Below are 17,229 nucleotides of genomic sequence, written 5' to 3' on the forward strand. Positions count from 1 at the left end.
TTACACCTTCCCTCTATGAGAGGTTGTCGATTCGGCGCGTGAGATCCGCGCCGACCTTCCCAATCTCCGGTTCATCGACGACGCCCAGGTGGTCGCCGCGGAGTTGCACGATATCCAAGTCTGTCACGATAGCGGACCAGCCGCCATCGGGCGCAATCTCGGCATAATTCGGCTCGAGTTCGATCGCACCATCGTGCATCCGCTCCGCGCGGTAGAGCACCACCGGCACGTCCAGCCCCTCCCAACGGTGGAAGTCCAGCTGGTCGAGGATCCGGTTGTCCACGAAGCTGTGGTGCTGGTGCTCGAGCACCGCCGGGGAGAGCCCGTGCGCGCTCGCATCCGTGGTGGCGAGGAACTCCTGGATCATGCCGAGGACCGCGTCCTCACCGGCCGAATCCAGCAGCTCATAGGGCACCGGCATGTCGAGCCCATAGGTCTTCTTCGCGAAGGCCGCGTAGCGCTCCCAGCGGGCCCGGGTCTCCTCCGGGGTGTTGGGGATAGGCTCCTTCGGCTGCACCGTATCGAGCAGCGCGATGAGCGCGACGTCCACCTGCGGATCATCCGCCAGCTGCTTCGCCACCTCGTAGGCGAGCGCCCCGCCGAAGCTCCAGCCGCCCAGGATCACCGGGTGCCCCTCCGCGTAGGCGCGGATGTCATCGAGGTAGCCGGCGGCACGCTCCTCCAGGCTTCCCTCGCGACGCTCCATGCCGTACACCGGGACGTCCTCCGGGAGGCGACGGGTGAGCGGGCGGTAGGTGACCGTCGAGCCACCCGCGGGGTGGAACATGAAGACGGCCGGGCGGGTGGAGCCCTCCTTCCGCGCGCGGAGAACCCGCACGTTGCCGTCAACATCCGTCTCGAAGGCCTGGCGCACGAGGTCCGCGAGCGGCTCGAGGGACTCCGTCTCGCGCACCTGCTCCGCGGTGATCGTGGCGCCGGAGCGCTCACTCAGGCGGGCGGCGATCTTCTCCGCCGTCTCCTCCGTCACCTCGGGCAGGGGGCTCGTCACGCCGGGCACTGCGGCGCCCGTGATGCTCGCCCAGGTGCCGAAGACCATGCGCTCCGAGGCGTCGCGGGGGGCGACGGCTCCCGCGGCTCCCGCGGCTCCCGCGGCTCCCGCGGCTCCCGCGGCTCCCGCGGCGCTGGGGCTCTCCGCGCGCGCGGAGGGGGCGGCGGCTTCCGGCGCCTCGGGGCTCTCCGGAGCCTCCTCGCCGCGGTGGGCGACGAGGTCCTCCACGATGCGCACCACATCGGCGACGGAGGCGTCGCGCAAGGCCTGCACCTGGAGCGGCGGGATCTGGAAGTCATTTTCCACGCGGTTCTTGATGCGCATGCCCATGAGGGAGTCGAGGCCCAGGTCGATGAGCGGCAGCTCGCGCGGCAGGTCGTCCACGTCATAGCCCATGGACTCCGAGACGATCGCGCGGAGGCGCTCCTCCACGGTCTCCCCGCTCTCGGGGTCCCAGTGCCAGGCCTCGACGTCCGCGCTCTCGGCGCCCTCCGGGCTCTCCGCGCGCGCGGAGGGGGCGGCGGGGGCCGGGGTCTCGGCGGGGGCGGACGCGGAGGCGGCCGCCGCTCCGCCGAGGAAGCCGCGGCTGGTGGCCGTCGTCGCGAAGGCTTCGGCGAGGAGCTCCGCGCCGGCGCCCGCGATGTGGTGCAGGCGGATCGCCAGGCCGCCGACGGAGCGGCTCACGGTGCAGGTCAGTTCGCCATCAGCGGGCAGGCCCTTCTCCTCCACGACGTGGACGAGCTGCGCCTCGGGGTCGACGGCCACCGCCGCCGCCTCGAGCACGGCGTTCGCCGAAGGCGCCTGGTCCGCGCTGGTCGAGAACGCGACGCTGCCATCGGGCAGGGAGACGCGGGCGCCCGGGAGGCGGGCGGAGCCGGTGCTCGACGGGTGCGCGTTGGTCCAGTAGCGCTGGTGCTTCCACACCTGGTGCGGGGCGGGCAGGATCTCGCCGGGCCCGGTGAACCAGTCGAGGTGCACGGGCTGCCCGGCGGCGTACATCTTCGCCGCGAGGTCGGTGAGGGAGTCCACGGCCGGGACCTTGCGCTTGAGGGTGTAGAGCAGCTTCGCGTCGGCGCGGCCCACGCTGAAGGCGGTGTTCATCATGCCCATGAGCGCGATCGGGTTGGGCGAGATCTCCACCATCGTGTCGTGGCCGGCGACGAAGGCGGCCTCCGTGGCGGCCTGGAACTCGACGGACTGGCGGGTGCAGCGCACCCAGTAGTCCGGGCCGTGCGGGGTAGCACCGGCCGGGTAGGTCACGCCCGGATCGACGGAGCTAAAGAGCGGGATGCGCAGCGGCTGCGGGTCGATGATGGAGCACTCCGCGGCGAGCTCCCCGAGCAGCGGATCCACCGCCGAGGTGTGCCCCGCGCCCTTCACCTTGAGCATGCGGGCGAACTTGCTCTCCTCGCTGAGCTTCTCCACGAGGGCGCTCACCTCGTCCCGCGGCCCGCCCACGGTGGTCATGCCCGGGCCGGCGTACACGGCCGGTTCGATGTGCGCGAAGCGCTCCTCCTCGTTGAGGGTGCTGAGCTCCTGCGGGCTGAGTTCGACGACAGCCATCGCGCCGAGTTCATCCTCAGGCAGGCTCGCTTCCCCTTCTCCCATGAGGCGGGAGCGGTGCGCCGCGATGGTGAGCGCGTGCTCCGCGCTGAGGCCACCGCAGCCGTAGGCCGCCGCGATCTCGCCCATGGACATGCCCATGACGGCGCCCGGGTGGATGCCCAGCTGCGCGAGGTAGTCAGTGAGCGCGATCTGGATGGTCGTGATGGAGGTCTGGGCGGTCTCGGTGTTGTAGGTCTGGCCGTCGTCCTCGATGAGGGCGCAGACGGACCAGCCGGCCTCGCGGCGGACGATCTCGTCGAGCTCCTGCATGCGCGCGCGGAAGAAGGGGGACTGCTCGTAGAGCTCCTTCGCCATCTTGCGGTGCTGGGAGCCGAAGCCGGAGTACACGAACACCGGGCCGAGCGCCGCGGGCGCATCCGCGGCCTCGATGCCCATGCTCGTCTTGCCTTCCGCGACGCGACGCAGCCGGGTCACGGCCTCCTCGATGCTCGCGGCGCGCACGGCGGCGCGGGAGCGCCCGTGGTTGCGACGGGCGAGGGAGCGGGCGAGCGGGAGGAGGTCCTCCTCGTTCTTGTCCTCGAGGAAGTCGGCCAGCGCCTCGGCGGCCTGGCGACGGCGGGAGGGCAGGAGCCCGGAGACGGGCAGGATGACCTGGCCCTCGCCGAGCTGCGCCTCCGCCCGCGCGGGGGCGCTCTCGTAGCGCTCCGGCTCGAGCTCCGAGACGACGACGTGCGCGTTCGTCCCGCCGAAGCCGAAGCCGGAGACACCCGCGATCTTGTGCCCGGAGTACTCGGGCCACTCGCGCGGATCCTCCACGACCTCCAGGTGCTCGGCATCAAAGTCGATGTAGCGGTTGGGGCCGGCGAAGTGGAGGGAGGGCGGCAGGGTGTCGCCCATCATGGAGAGGACCACCTTGATGAGGCCGGCGGCGCCCGCCGCGCTCTCCGTGTGTCCGAAGTTCGTCTTCGCGGAGCCCAGCAGGGTGGGCTTGTCCGCATCCCGGCCCGCGCCGAGGACCTCGCCGAGGGCCGTCGCCTCAATGGGGTCACCGAGGATGGTGCCCGTCCCGTGGGCCTCGATGTAGTCCACCTTGCGGGGGTCGACGCCCGCATCCGCGTAAGCCCGCCGCAGCACGTCTACCTGGGCCTCCGGGTTGGGCGCGGTGAGGCCGTTGGAGTGGCCGTCCGAGTTCACCGCGCTGCCCCGGATGACCGCGAGGATGCGATCGCCGTTGCGCTGGGCCTCCGCCACCGTCTTGAGGACGAGGACGCCCGCGCCATCGCCGCGGATGAAGCCGTCGGCATCATCGGAGAAGGCGTGGATGTGGCTGCTCGGGCTGATGACGCCGAGCTCAGCGAACGCCGTGGACACGAACGGGGAGGCGAGGATGTTCACGCCGCCGGCGAGCGCCACCGAGGCCTCGCCGGAGCGCAGCGCGCGGACCGCCTGGTGCACCGCCACGAGGGAGGAGGAGCAGGCCGTGTCCACCGCCACCGAGGGGCCCCGGAAGTCATAGGCATAGCTCACGCGGTTCGCGATGACCGAGCTGGCCGTCCCGGTGAGCGCATAGGGGTGCGCCTCCGCGGGGTCGGCGCTGATGAGCATGGCGTAATCGTGGGAGGAGGCGCCGAGGAAGACGCCGACGTCCGTCCCGCGCAGCTCATTGGCCGGCAGGTGGGCGTGCTCGAGGGCCTCCCACACGAGCTCGAGGATGATCCGCTGCTGCGGATCCGTGTTCGCCGCCTCTACGGGGGAGATGCCGAAGAACTCCGCGTCGAAGGAGGAAATATCGCGAAGGTAACCGCCCCGCGTGTTGCTGTTCTCGATGCGGCGCTGCACCTCCGCATCCTGCGCGTATTCACTCCAGCGGCCCATGGGCAGCTCCCCGGTGCCGTCCTCGCCGTGGAGGAGGAGGCGCCACATGGCGTCGAGGCCCTCGTCGGCCCCCGGGAAACGCGCCGCCATACCGACGACGGCAATATCGTGCACACCCGGTTCCCCCTGGTCCTGCACGCGGAGGGCGGGCGCGGCGGGGGCGGAGCGGGTGGGCTCGCCGGAGAGCAAGCGCTGCGCGAGCGAGGCGATGGTGGGGTGCTCGTACACGATGGTCGCGTCGAGGCGGGTCCCCAGGAGGCGTTCGAGCTCGCCGGAGAGAAGCACCGCATCGCGCGAGGAGAGCCCCAGCGACTCGAGCGGGCGATCGTCCGTGACCTCCTCCGGCGGGAGGCCCGTCGTGCTAGCCACCCACTCGCGAAGCCAGATCCGCAGATCCTGCGCGCTCATGTCCATACGTGATTACATCCTCATCTGTTTTTTAGCGAATAACGTCGATTATTATCGCGCATCAGCCTGCGCATGTTACACATCGACGCACGGAGCGAACACTACAGCCCGACACCATTCCCAGGGTAATAGGGGTGTCGGGCTGTGAACATATGAATAAGACTACCTTTTCTTTCAGGCGTGAACTGGCGCTTACTCAGTGTTTTCTGGGGCCAGCTGTCCCTCGAGGTAGCGCTGGCGGGCCACCCGCCGGGCGATCTTCGCGCTGGAGGAGCGCGGGATCTCCTGGTCGTGGAGGATGAGCACTTCCGCCGGCACGATGCCGTGGCGCTGAGATACCGCCGCGGTGATTGCGGACACGGCCTCCCCGTCCCCGGACTCCTCCGCGCCGAGCGCCCGCTCCGCGAGGATCACGAGGCGCTCCACGTCCTCCCCCGGCACCGAGAAGGCAGCGACGGCCTGCGGGTTGACGTGCGGGCTCGCCTCGCCGACCGTGTGCTCGATGTCCTGCGGGTAGTGGTTGCGCCCGGCGATGACGATGAGGTCCTTGAGGCGGCCGGTGATGAACACCTCGCCGTCGAGGATCGTGCCGAGGTCGCCCGTCGCGAGCCAGCCCTCGTCGGGGGCGTCGCCCGCCGTGGAGTTCTCCGCCAGCCGCTCGCCCAGCGTGTTATGGAAGGTCGCGGTGGTCTCCTCCGCGCGCTGGTAGTAGCCCACCGCGAGGTTATCGCCGCGCAGCCACAGCTCGCCCACGCTGCCCTCCGGCAGCTCGGCGCGGGTCTCCGGGTCCACAATAACGAGCCACTGCGGGCGCACGACCTGCCCGTTCGACGTGAAGGCGGTGGCCTGCTCGGCGTCGGCGGCAACCTTCACGGCCGTCCCCTCGGCGAGCTTCTCCCGGTCAAAGTGGCAGACGACCGGGCGGTTCTCCCGCTGCGGGGTGGTGACGATGAGGGAGGCCTCCGCCAGCCCATAGGAGGGGCGCAGCGCCTCGCGGCGCAGTCCGGCCGGTGCGAAGGTCTCCTCGAAGAGCGCGAGCGCGCGCTCGGTGACCGGCTCCGAGCCGATGATGATCCCGTCCACCCCGGAGAGGTCGAGCTCCTGGCCCTCCCGCTTCCCATAGCGGGCGGCCAGCTCCAGCGCGAAGTTGGGGACCACGGAGTAGACGTCGACACCCTCCTCGCCCTCGCGGCGCGAGAGCTGTTCCAGCCAGCGGGAGGGCTGCTGGATGAAGTCGCGCGGGCCCATGAGCTCGGTCTCGATGCCGAGGATCGTCACGAAGGCGTTGAGGATGATGCCCATGTCATGGTGGAGGGGCAGCCAGGAGGAGACGCGCAGCGGGCGCTTCCCCACCCCGACGGCCTGGAACATCTGGAGGACGTTCGTGAGGATGGAGCGATTCGTGAGGACGACGCCCGCCGGGGTCCGCGTGGAGCCCGAGGTGTACTGGATGAAGGCGGGCAGGTCCACCGGGTCCGTCTGGGAGGCCACCGCGAACTCCTTGCCCTCCGGGGTCTCCAGCGGGTTCCGCCAGATCTCCGCCAGGGTGTCCGGGAGGGCGTCGATGGCGAGGATCCGGGGGCGCTCGCTGGCCGGGCGGTCAGCGAAGAAGCTGCGGACCGGCCGCGAGGAGGCGCCGGCAGTGAGCACGACGGCCGGCTGGGCGTCGGCGAGCACGGCGCGGAGGTGATCGGCGTGGCCGGGCTCGGCCGGATCGTAGAGGGGAACCGGGATGAGTCCGGCGTAGAGGGCGCCGAGGAATCCGTAGAGGTACTCCGGGGAGTTGCCCGCGAGGATGGCGGCCTTATCTCCGATCGAGCACACCTGCTGGAGGCGGGCGGCCACGGCCTTGATGCGCGTGTTCACCTCGGTGCGGGTGATGCCGCGGGACTCGCCCTCCCGGGAGGAGCTGAAGTCCCAGGCGTGGAGGCAGACCGTGTCCCCTCCGCCGGACGCCAGATCCTTCTGGTAGACCAGCTCGCACAGGCCGGCGAGAGTCAGTTGCGGGGCGAGAGCGATCTCACCCTTCTCGGTGAAAAACTGGGCCATGGCCTGTCGAAGATCCATGCCTCCCCTTCCTCGTGCGGCACGCGGGCGCGCGCCAGCGCGACTCGTGATTTTGTTCGTGATCGGAAACTATAGCGTGGGGCCCTAGACTCCGTCAATCACGCCCTTGGCCCAGTCCACGACCCACTGATTCGCCGTGGTCCCCGGCACGACGTCGGGATTGCTCGCGTACTGCGCGTGCACGCCATTGGCCTGCACGAGAGCCTGGGCCCGGGCCATCGCGTTCCCGAGGTCCCGCGGTGCATCGCAGATCGAGTCATTGGGCGCGCACAAGTCAAAGGTGCGATCCTGAAGCTCACCATAACCGCCCTCCCGGGGGCCGCGCATGGTGGCGCCTGGGACCACCGGCTGGACGAGCCCGCTCACCGGCGCCAGCGCCACCTCGGCGCCCACGCCGCCGATCTGCACGCCCGGGCTCACGCCCACGCCGGGCTCGCGTCGGCCATCCGCGATAACCGCCACACCGGCCACCCGGTCAGCGGGCACCACTCCGGTGCCATTCCCAATGCGGTTGGCAATATCGCCCACGATCACCGCGCCCTGCGAGAAGCCCGAGAGGATGTACTGGGTGGCGGGGCACTGCTCGTGCATCGAGCGGAGCTCGTTCTCCAGCGTGGCGGTTCCCTCCTGGCGGGAGTCGTCGTAGCTCATCTCCTGCTGGGCGTTGATGTTGCGGAACTGCGCCGTATAGGGCAGGGTCCACACCTTCACGTCATTCTCCGGGTAGGTCTCCTGGAGCGGCTGCGTGATGCTCAGCATGAAGGAGTTGGGGTTGGCGTGCGGGTGGATGGGGTCGTCGTCGGCCGCGGACTCCCAGGTCCCGGGGGCGGCGAGCACCTCCACGCGCGGACACCAGTCCGGCTGCTGCGGGGCAGCCTCCTCGGAGCTCCCCGGCCCCTGCTGTTCTCCCGGCTGCTGGGTGGAGCGCTGCCACTGCAGCAGCCCCGCCCCGATGATGACGAGGACGACGATAACGGCAAGGACCGTGAGGAACTTTCTCATTGTCTTAGCAGTACGCTTTCTGTGCGGTCTTTTCAATCAGGGAGGCCACATCCTCCACGCTCTTCGAGGTGCGCTGCTGCTCCACGAGCTGCCCCGCCACCGCGTTGATGAGCGTGCCCGACTGCTCCGGGTTCCCGCACACGTTCTGCGCCGAGGCGACGAGCGTGTCCTCCAGATCCTTGACGTCCAGCCCCTCCTTGGTGAGCGCGTCCAGGAACTGCCGCTCCTCCTCGGTGCGGTGCTGGGCCTCGGGGGCGTTTTGGACTTCGCGGGCGCCGCGATCCTCGCCGCCCTGGGAGGGCTCGCGGGCGGGGGCCGGGAGCGAGGAGGAGGTCGAGTCGGAGGAGGATTCCGTCGAGCTCTCCTTGGTGTTCTCCCTGGTCAGCGGGGCGACGGAGGAGGGCGCGCCCGCATTGTCGACGGTGGCGTCACCGCCGCAGGCGACGAGCCCGCCCGCCAGCGCCACTCCGCAGAGGGCCGTGAGCAGCCTGCGCATTAGTGCTTCTCCTCTTCAATCTTGCCGTTGACCTCGCGGATGATGCCGTGCTCGAAGCGCATCTCGAGGCCGCCGGCCGGGATCTCCTTCATGTCCTCCACGGGCCAGCCGTACTCGCCGCGCTCCCAGTTGTGCGTGCCCCAGGCGTCGAAGATCTGCCCGTAACGGATCACGCGCGCGCCGAGCTTCCCGGTCCAGTAGATGTTGCCGTGCTCGAACTCCTGGAAAGCGCCGCCGGGGATGAGCTTCTCCGGGCCCTTCGGGGCGCCGAGGGCGCCCACGGCCCCATCGTCGGCGAGCCAGCGCTTCATGATCTCACCGCGCATCCACTGGACGCCGTTGTCCTTCGTGCGGATGAAGGCGCCGCCCTCGAAGGGGAAGACCGTGGTGCCGCGGAGGTCATAGGCGTTGCCGTTGGGGAAGCCGAACGCGCCGTTCTCGTACTTCTCGCGGCCCCAGGCCTCCATGACGTCCTTCGGCACGGCGAAGGCGCCGGTCTGCGGGGTCCAGTAGATGGAGCCGTTCTCAAAGTGGACGTAGCGCCCCTTGCCGTTCGGGGTGCCGAGCTCCGTCGTGGTCGGGAAGCCGAGCCACGAGGTCGCCGCCCCCATGGAGGCGTAGAGGCCGTTGATCGTGCCATAGAGGGCGTGGGCGCCGGTCTCCGGCGACCAGTAGGCGGTCCCGTTGCGGAACTCCTGGGCCACGCCCCGGGCCATGGGGAACTCGTTGGTGGTGCAGGATCCCACGATGGAGAGATCCTGCTTCGCGATGTCGCCGCCGACGACGCAATCCGACCCGCGATCCTCCTGGGAGAGGCCCATGGCATCCGCCATCGCGGGCCAGGCCTGGCCGATCTCGTACTGCCAGTAATCCCAGGAGTGCACCCCGGACGGGCGGAACTGGGTGATGACGTTGACATTGGTCTTCTTGGCCGCGTTGACGAAGGTCTGGCTCGTCATCCGGGAGAGGACCTCCAGCGACATGCCGGCGAGGTTGGCCGGGCCGGTCGCGGCGGAGCCGGGGCGGCCGTAGTCATCGCGCCCGGAGCCGGAGGAGACGTACACGACGCTGTCGCCCAGAGCCTCGATGCCCAGCTTCGGATCGTGGTCAATCCAGTCCTGGGAGTAAGCGGGGCCCCACATGGCGTCGGCGTTATAGCCGCCCGCATCCTGCTGCGCCACCTTGATGGCCTCCGGCATGCCGCGGCTCGTCGTGTCGAGGTACCCGGAGAAGGATCCCACGAAGCGGAAGATCCCCGGGTTGCGCTCCGCGAGGTTCACCGCGGCCGTGCCGCCCATGGAAATGCCGACGACACTCCGGGTGCGGTTGGAGCGGAAGCCGTGGTCAAGGACCGGGATGAGCTCCTTCATGAGGAAGGACTCCCACTTGTAGTTCTTGCCATTGTCCGGGCGCTGCCAGTCCGAGTAGAAGGAGCTCTGGCCGCCCACCGGGAGGATGACGTTGACGTTGCGGTCCGCGAACTGCTGGGCGATGTTCGTCTCGATGGTCCAGCCGTTCTCATCATCGCGCGCGCGGAGGCCGTCGAGGGCCCACACCTCCGGGAAGGTGCGCTCGGGGTGGGACTGCCAGTCGCGGGCAAGGAGGATGTCCACCTGCATGAGCTGCTCCGGCATCACCTGGGACTTGATGAAGACCTTGATGAAGCGGTTGCTGATCCAGTCCACGTGGTCCACCTCCACGCCCTGGGGGAGCCCGCCGACGTCCGGGTAGGTGGTCTTCACCGGGGTGCGGACCGGGGGCTCGCCGGGGGCGTCGGGGGCGGCCGTCTGGCCGAAGAGCTGGGAGGACAGCTCTTCCGCCTGGGCGGAAACCGGGGAGAGAATACCGGCGGCCGTGGCGAGGGCCGTGGGCACGGCGGTGGCGGCGAGTGCGATCCGGAGGGAACGTCGCCGAGGGAATCGGGAGGCGGTAACGCTCATGGTTCGTGTTGTCCTTTGACGATGCGGAAAAGCGGTCGGTGAAGAGGCCCGTCACGGGGCTGCCTTCCGAAGGTTCCCCTCCTCCGGAAGGAGCGTCGGCCACGGGGGCCTCGGGGCACTGGTGTCAAGTTTAAGTACAACTTGAGAGTTTGGGGAATCGACACACCGGGCGCACAGAAAAACCCACCCCGCGCAGGGCGCGGGGTGGGCCAGGAGAGTCGTCGAGCGAAAGCCTTTAGTAGGCGTTCATCACCCTGAGGATGCGGTCACGGGTCCAGTTGAGCTGGTCATCGAACTGGGTCCAGTTGTGGAGGCCGTAGGGCGGGAAGTCCTCGGTGAAGTTGATGCCCTGGGCGCGGGCCTTGAGGGTCCACAGGCCGGTGGTGTAGCGGGCGAAGATCTCCAGCGCGGAGCCGGGGATCATGAACCGAGGTTCCATGCCCCACTCGTTGGCGCGCGGGACGCCGTTGCCGGCGGAGACGTAGACGTCGGTGTTGCGCAGGCCCTCCATGTTAAGGAAGGGGTCGTTCTCGAAGCGGCGAGGGTTGATGAGGCCGCCGTACATGGCGTTGATGTTGAATCCGCCGCCGTCAATGAGGGCGATGCCCAGCAGGGTCTGCATGCCCGGCATGGTGGTGGAGAGGTAGCCGGAGTAGGAGAGCACCTGGCGGAACTGCTCGGGGTGCTTGGCCGCGAGGTTCATCGCGGCGGTGCCGCCCATGGAGAGGCCGGCGATGGAGTTGTTGTTCGGGCTCACGCCGAAGTTCTGCTGGAGGTAGCCCGGGAGCTCCTTGGTGAGGAAGGTCTCCCACTTGTAGTTCACGGGCTCCACGGAGCTGAACTTGGCCGGGCCCTCCCAGTCAGCGTAGAAGGAGGCCGCGCCGCCGATCGGCATGACGAGGGCGATGTTGGTGCCCTTGAACTTGGCCGGGGCGTAGGAGTCCCGGGTCCAGGCGTTGTACGTGTCCTGGGCACGGAGGCCGTCGAGCAGGTAGAGGGCGGCGTTGCCACCGCGCTCAGCCGGTCGGATCTGGACGGCGATGTTCTTACCCATCGCTTCGGAGTAGACATCGCAGCGCTGTACCCAGTCGGGGACACCACCCGGGAATTCCGAATCCCAGCGGCAGCCGGGGCGCAGCCAATTCATGTTATCGGCCGCAGCCGTACCAGTGCCGGCCACCATGAGGGAAGCTGCCGCCGCAACGGCGACAACAGCGGCAGAGGCCTTCTTCACGAGCCCCCGCAGTCCAGTCTTCAAAGACATGGTTCTCCTTATATGTACAACGTCCGTCTGTAGACGACTCTCGGTTCTCAACGGGATCTATCGATCCCCATCGCTTCCGCGTTACACCCGCCCGCGCGGAGACGGGCAGACGGCTCATCACAGTGTAAACGACGACGCACCCTCTTCACATCTTTTTGTCACAGAAGCTTGGGGGAGGAGTGCAATGTTTGAGCAATAGGGCAGGTCACACCCCTCTCTGGAGGCATCCTTTTCCTGAGAGGATCCTAATGACCGAGGATCTCTCGGACCTCCTCCGGGGTGAAATAGTCCCGCGGGTCATCGGAGAAGCTTAAGGTCCGGCCCGTCGTCAGCGCGAAGCGGATGTTCGCGAAGAAGCGCCCCACGGTGAGCGGGTCGCGGTAGGTGGCGAAGAGCTCCTGGACCTCGGGCTTCTTCAGCGCCTCGCGAGCGAGGGTGGCCTGGTCGCGGTCGATCCAGTCGGGGAGGCGGGAGATGTCGGCGTCGCTCGCCGCCACCTGCCAGGGGACGGTGAGCCACTTGTCGTGGCCCACGCGCCCGCCGGGGATCCGCGGCATGCGCGCGGCCAGCGGCGTCGCGAGCCCAACGCTATCGCGCACCGCGACGTCGAGCGGCGTCTTCACCCCCGGGGTGCCGAGCACCGTCGGGTAGAGGGTGAGCGGCTCGGCCTCGGAGGGCTCGACGTCCGTCCGGCGCGCAAGCGGCATCCACGAGTAGATGACCACCGGGTCCTCGGAGAGCACGATGGGTTGGAGCTCGGCGTCGTTGTGCGCGATGGCGCCGTCGAGGACCGGCATGTAGTCCTGCATGACGGCGGCGGCGAGGAAGTCGTCGGCGTTCTTGGGCGGGTTGCCGGGGATGCGCTTGGTGTTGCAGGTCCAGAACTCGCGCTCGTTGACCACGCCGGAGGGTTCGCCGCAGGGCGGCGTCGAGCGGACCACGACGACCCCGCCCCACACGAGGACGAGGCAGAGCCCCGCCACGCCCGGCGCGCGGAGCGCGAGGCGCCGCTCCCCCATCGGGAGGATGGGCAGCACCATGACGGGCAGGAGGAGGGCGAAGAAGGGGATGAGCAGCATGCGGCCGTGCATGAAGTCGCCGCCCACGCGGATGATGTAGAGGATGTGCAGCAGCGCGCAGCCGATCATGATCGCGACGGCCGTCCGCCCCGAGGCCCAGCGCCAGCGGCCGGGGGCCGGGGCGTCGGTGCGACGCTGGCGGGCCTGCCAGACGGCGAGGGCGATGAGGAGGACCGCGGCGATCCACAGCCCATAGGGGTGGAGGAAGTCTACGAAGTATGCCCAGCCGGTGCCCCACTCGGAGTCGGAGGCGGATTTCGCCACCGCCGTGTGCGGGGTGATGAGGCCGTAGTAGCCCATGCGGAAGATCTCATAGGCGAGCGGGAGGGGGATCGCCCAGGCGAAGACCCCGGCCGCTCTCCGCACGGAGGTCTGCGCGAGCGCCAGCACCACAATGATGACGCCGCCGTAGAGGGCCAGCTCCGGGCGGACCAGCCAACTCAGGCCCGCCCACACGGCGAGGACGGGAAGGACGATCGGCCAGCGGCCGTCGGCCCACAGCACGAGGAGGAACCAGGCCACCGCGAGCCACAGGAGGCACAGCCCCCACTCGAGGCCGGAGGTGGCGAAGTCGCGGGCCGGCGGCACCGCGAGGTAGACGATGCCGCCGACGGGGGCGAAAACCCAGGTCGCGGCGCCGCGGTAGAGGTGCCCCGCGCCGAGGGCCCCGACGACGACCGCCGCGATCGTGCAGGCGAGGGCGAGACCCAGGACGATGACCTCGAGGCGCATCGGGAGGATCTCCGAGACGATCCAGATGAGGTACTGCCACAGGGTGGAGGTGTTGGCCTCCACCCGCTCCCCCGCGTTGAAGACCGGGCCGTTCCCGGCCTGGAGGTTGCGGACGGTGCGGAGGACGATGAGGCCGTCGTCGGCAATCCACCGCCGCATCCAGCCGCCCACCGCCGCGAACACAGCGAGCACGATGGCGCTGGCGAGGGTGCTGAGCAGGGCGGGGTTGAGGGCAGGGGCGTGCCACCCCCGGGGTTTAGTCATAAGAAAACATCATATCTTAGAGGGCCGGAACTACATAGACCGCGATGACAATACACACGAGCCACGCGAGCGCGAGGCTCTGGAGGACGCGGTCGGTGAGGGCGATCTCGTCGGGGGCGCCGCCCTCGCCGCGGTCGACGTCGGCGGCGTAGCGGAGGATCGCGACGGTGAAGGGGACCATCGACACCTGGTACCAGATGCCGGCCGCCCCGCCCGTCTGGCGGGAGAGCTCAAAGCCCCACAGGGCGTAGGACATGACCACGGCCGTGGCCGCCAGCGTCCACACAAAGCGCAGGTAGGTGGGGGTGTAGCCCTGGAGGGACTTGCGGATCTTCGCGCCCGTCCGCTCCGAGAGGAGCCGCTCCGAGTAGCGCTTGCCGCTCGCCATGAAGAGCGAGCCGAACGCCGCGACCAGGAGGAACCACTGGGAGAGGTTGATGTTCGCGGCCACGCCGCCGGCCATCGCGCGCAGCATGAAGCCCGAGGAGACCAGCGCGATGTCCACCACCGGCTGGTGCTTCCAGCCGAAGCAATAGCCCAGCTGGAGGACGATGTAGACGGCGACGACAATCGCGAGGCCGTGCCCCGAAGTGGCGATGTAGCTGATCCCCAGGGCCAGCGCGATGAGCACCGCCGCCATGATGTAGGCCAGGTTCACCGGGAGGACGCCGGCCGCGATGGGCCGGAAGCGCTTCGTGGGGTGCTCCCGGTCGGCCTCGACGTCGCGGGCGTCGTTGATGAGGTAGATGGAGCTCGCCGCGCAGCAGAAGACGACGAAGGCCAGGAGGATGTCGATGAGGGTGCGCGCGTGCAGCAGGGAGTCGGCACCGGCCGCCGCGGGGGCGGCCACGACCAGCACGTTCTTCACCCACTGTTTGGGGCGCAACGCCTTGATCATGCCGTCGAGGAGATTCTTCGGCGGCTTGTGCTTCCCTGAATTCACAATGCCGGAAGTGTGCGGTTCGGAACCAATATATGCTTGGCCAGTCTCGCTCACGCTACGTGCCTCTCTGCTGTCCGGATAAGTCCTGCGCCAGCGGCGCCGAGAAGTGCCCCCGCGGTGACGTCGGTCGGATAATGAACCCCCAGCACCATACGCGAGGTCATCATGATCGGCACAACCGCCAGCGGCCACGGCGTGCCGAGGATCCTCGATAGGTAGAGCATCGCGGCGGTCGTCGACGTCGCGTGCGAGGAGGGAAAGCTCAGCTGGGAGGGGGTGCCCACGCCGATGCGGATGCGCTCATCGTGGGGGCGGGGGCGCCGCACAATCCGCTTGATGACCACGGAGGCGGCGTGCGTCGTGAAGGCTGCGGCGCCGAGGCCCAGCCACTCGCGGCGGCGTCGGGTGTCGACGGCCGCCCCCACCCCGGAGAGCAGCAGCCAGCCGGCGGCATGTTCCCCGATGAGGCTGAGGGTCCGGGCGGCGGGGAGCACGCCCGGGACGTCGGCGGTGGCCTTCTGGAGGGCGACGAGGAGGTCGGCCTCCTGCTTGTCGGTGCTAGCCACGGAAGACCCCTCCCCACCGCGCGCGCGAGGTGAGCTCGGGCAGGGCGGCGCGGTAGCGTTCCCGCATCTCGTCGAAGCGCTCGGCGACCTCCTTCTGGAGGGCCGTCGTGTCCTTGAGCAGCTGCTTCGCGAGCTCCCGGTCGCGCTTGCGGAAGACGACGCCGTTGTTCCCGGCGGTGGTCACCGTGGCGGAGTCGAGCCGGGAGAGGGAGAACCAGCGGGCCTGGTCCGGGGAGAGGTTCGCCTGCGGGGTGTCCTGGTGGGCCGGGTCCGCCGGGGAGAGGCTGTGCTTGAGCCCCTTGGCCAGCCAGCCGATCTTCTTGATCTTGGCGAGGCGGCCGCCGATGTCCTTCATCGGGACGCCGGGGGCGCCGCTCGCGGCCGGCAGATCCGAGGCCGAGGGCAGCACCTGCGCGTCCGAGTAGTCCCGACGGATGGCGTTGATGCGCGGCAGCGAGGTCTCGAGGATGTCGAAGAGGCGCTCCGGGCCGGCGAGGAAGTCCCGCATGGACTCCAGCTGGATCGCCAGCGTGGAGTACTCCATGCACATGAGGTGCTTGAAGGTGGACTTCCGCAGGTTCTGGATGATGCCCTGCACGGGGCCGTCGTGGTAGAGAGCGGCGACGATGAGCCGGTTGCGGAGGTGGAAGTAGGCCTGCCAGTCGATGGCGTCGTCCTTATCCGCCCAGGCCATGTGCCAAATCGCGACGCCGGGCCACGTGACCGTCGGGTAGCCGGCCTTCGCGGCGCGCAGCGAGTACTCCGTGTCATCCCACTTGATGAACAGCGGCAGCGGCTGGCCCATCTGCTCGGCCACGACGCGCGGGAAGAGGCACATCCACCAGCCGTTGAAGTCGACGTCGATGCGGCGGTGCAGGTCGCGCGCGCTCTTCTGCGCCCAGCGCTCCGGGGAGACGCCGCGGGGGCGGGGGCCGGGGTCGGCGCTGTCGCTCAGCGGGTGCTCGGCGAAGTCGTGGTCATAGTGGACGAAGGGCGCCGGCGCCCACATGAAGGTGCGCGGGTCGACGATCTCGCCCATCGTGCGCAGCTGGGCGCGTTCCTGCAGGTTGAGCATCTGCCCGCCGAGGACGAAGGGGCGCTCCGCAAAGCGGGCGATCTGGACGGCGCGGAGGATGGACTCGGGTTCGATGGCGATGTCGTCGTCCATGAAGAGGATGAACGGCGAGTCGCCGATGTTCTCCACCGCCTCGTACATGATGCGGCTGTAGCCGCCCGAGCCGCCGAGGTTCCCCTGCCGCACCTCGTGGAAGCGCTCGCCGAAGTGGGCCGTCACCTCCGCGTAGCCGGGCTCATCCGCCGGGTGCTGGGTGCCCTGGTCGGGCATGATGACCGCCTCGATGACGGCGTCGACCTCCGGGTCGCTGGCGAGCGCCTCGAGGGCGGCGACGGCGTCCGCGGGCCGGTTGAACGTAGGAATGCCGACGGTCACCCCCGCGCGGAAGGGCCCCACCTGGGAGCCGTCGGGCAGCGTCTGGGCCGACGGCGCCTCCGCCGCGTACCACCCGCCGCTCAGCGTGAGCTCGGTCTCCGCGACGGCGTCGAACCACAGCCAGCCGCCGTCCTCGAAGTGCGTGAGCGGGACGTTCACTTGCACGGTGCCGTCCTCGGCCGGGGCGCTGGCCACGTGGACGCGGGTGCCGTCGACCTTGGAGCGGTACACCTCGATGCTGCCGCGCCCCCGCGCGCGCAGAGAAAGGAGGACCGAGTCGAGGCTGGACCAGCGCCGCCAGTAGGAGGCGGGGAAGGCGTTGAAGTAGGTCTCGAAGCTCACCTCGGTGCCGGCGGGCAGGGTCACGCTGGTGCGATCCTCCCAGCGGAGGCGCTCGGTGTTCTGCTCCGCCTCGACGAGGTACAGCATCCGCACATCATGGGGTTCTCCGCGGCGAGGCAGCAGCAGCCGCTGGAGCTGCTCCGCTGGTTCAACCTGATGGGCTTGAGGGTTCACGTTCCTAGACTCCGTCTCGCTTGGCATCAGTACTCAAAGGAGCCGTCGGGGC

10 protein-coding genes are annotated in these 17,229 nt (G+C 69.3%); all 10 read right to left on the reverse strand.

What is annotated here, in order from left to right:
- Positions 1–13: 13 nt before the first annotated feature.
- Positions 14–4,858 carry a polyketide synthase Pks13 gene (gene pks13, locus L1O03_RS09110; protein WP_236119468.1) on the reverse strand — a complete coding sequence of 1,615 codons (4,845 nt, stop codon included), beginning with the start codon at positions 4,856–4,858 and terminating at the stop codon, positions 14–16.
- A 192-nt stretch (positions 4,859–5,050) separates the two neighbouring features.
- Positions 5,051–6,925 (reverse strand): FadD32-like long-chain-fatty-acid--AMP ligase, encoded by a 1,875-nt coding sequence (locus L1O03_RS09115; RefSeq protein ID WP_236119469.1) that lies wholly within the window; start codon positions 6,923–6,925, stop codon positions 5,051–5,053.
- A gap of 84 nt (positions 6,926–7,009) precedes the next feature.
- Positions 7,010–7,927, reverse strand: coding sequence for a cutinase family protein (locus L1O03_RS09120; protein WP_236119470.1), 918 nt, complete (start codon positions 7,925–7,927; stop codon positions 7,010–7,012).
- Between the two features lie 4 nt (positions 7,928–7,931).
- Positions 7,932–8,423: a DUF732 domain-containing protein gene (locus L1O03_RS09125; RefSeq protein ID WP_236119471.1), complete on the reverse strand. Its 492-nt coding sequence runs from the start codon at positions 8,421–8,423 to the stop codon at positions 7,932–7,934.
- Positions 8,423–10,363, reverse strand: coding sequence for an alpha/beta hydrolase-fold protein (locus L1O03_RS09130; protein WP_236119472.1), 1,941 nt, complete (start codon positions 10,361–10,363; stop codon positions 8,423–8,425). The genes L1O03_RS09125 and L1O03_RS09130 overlap by 1 nt, the downstream gene beginning before the upstream one ends.
- 235 nt (positions 10,364–10,598) lie before the next feature.
- Positions 10,599–11,627, reverse strand: coding sequence for an alpha/beta hydrolase (locus L1O03_RS09135; protein ID WP_236119473.1), 1,029 nt, complete (start codon positions 11,625–11,627; stop codon positions 10,599–10,601).
- A gap of 245 nt (positions 11,628–11,872) precedes the next feature.
- On the reverse strand, positions 11,873–13,702 hold the full coding sequence (locus tag L1O03_RS09140) for an arabinofuranosyltransferase AftB family protein (RefSeq protein ID WP_236119474.1): 1,830 nt from the start codon (positions 13,700–13,702) through the stop codon (positions 11,873–11,875).
- Positions 13,703–13,718: 16 nt separating this feature from the next.
- Positions 13,719–14,699: a decaprenyl-phosphate phosphoribosyltransferase gene (locus tag L1O03_RS09145; RefSeq protein WP_236119475.1), complete on the reverse strand. Its 981-nt coding sequence runs from the start codon at positions 14,697–14,699 to the stop codon at positions 13,719–13,721.
- Positions 14,696–15,211: a phosphatase PAP2 family protein gene (locus L1O03_RS09150; protein WP_236119476.1), complete on the reverse strand. Its 516-nt coding sequence runs from the start codon at positions 15,209–15,211 to the stop codon at positions 14,696–14,698. Before L1O03_RS09150 ends, L1O03_RS09145 begins: the two co-directional genes overlap by 4 nt.
- On the reverse strand, positions 15,204–17,204 hold the full coding sequence (locus L1O03_RS09155) for a glycosyltransferase (protein ID WP_268914230.1): 2,001 nt from the start codon (positions 17,202–17,204) through the stop codon (positions 15,204–15,206). The genes L1O03_RS09150 and L1O03_RS09155 overlap by 8 nt, the downstream gene beginning before the upstream one ends.
- Positions 17,205–17,229 lie beyond the last annotated feature (25 nt).

Source organism: Corynebacterium uropygiale, assembly GCF_021568315.1.
In the GTDB taxonomy this organism is placed as follows: Bacteria; Actinomycetota; Actinomycetes; order Mycobacteriales; family Mycobacteriaceae; genus Corynebacterium; species Corynebacterium uropygiale.

Bases quoted from the DNA above. Each gene is read 5' to 3' on its own strand.
- pks13 (WP_236119468.1), bottom strand. From the start codon at position 4,858: ATGAGCGCGCAGGATCTGCGGATCTGGCTTCGCGAGTGGGTGGCTAGC.
- L1O03_RS09125 (WP_236119471.1), bottom strand. From the start codon at position 8,423: ATGCGCAGGCTGCTCACGGCCCTCTGCGGAGTGGCGCTGGCGGGCGGG.
- L1O03_RS09120 (WP_236119470.1), bottom strand. From the start codon at position 7,927: ATGAGAAAGTTCCTCACGGTCCTTGCCGTTATCGTCGTCCTCGTCATC.
- L1O03_RS09130 (WP_236119472.1), bottom strand. From the start codon at position 10,363: ATGAGCGTTACCGCCTCCCGATTCCCTCGGCGACGTTCCCTCCGGATC.
- L1O03_RS09140 (WP_236119474.1), bottom strand. From the start codon at position 13,702: ATGACTAAACCCCGGGGGTGGCACGCCCCTGCCCTCAACCCCGCCCTG.
- L1O03_RS09115 (WP_236119469.1), bottom strand. From the start codon at position 6,925: ATGGATCTTCGACAGGCCATGGCCCAGTTTTTCACCGAGAAGGGTGAG.
- L1O03_RS09135 (WP_236119473.1), bottom strand. From the start codon at position 11,627: ATGTCTTTGAAGACTGGACTGCGGGGGCTCGTGAAGAAGGCCTCTGCC.
- L1O03_RS09155 (WP_268914230.1), bottom strand. From the start codon at position 17,204: ATGCCAAGCGAGACGGAGTCTAGGAACGTGAACCCTCAAGCCCATCAG.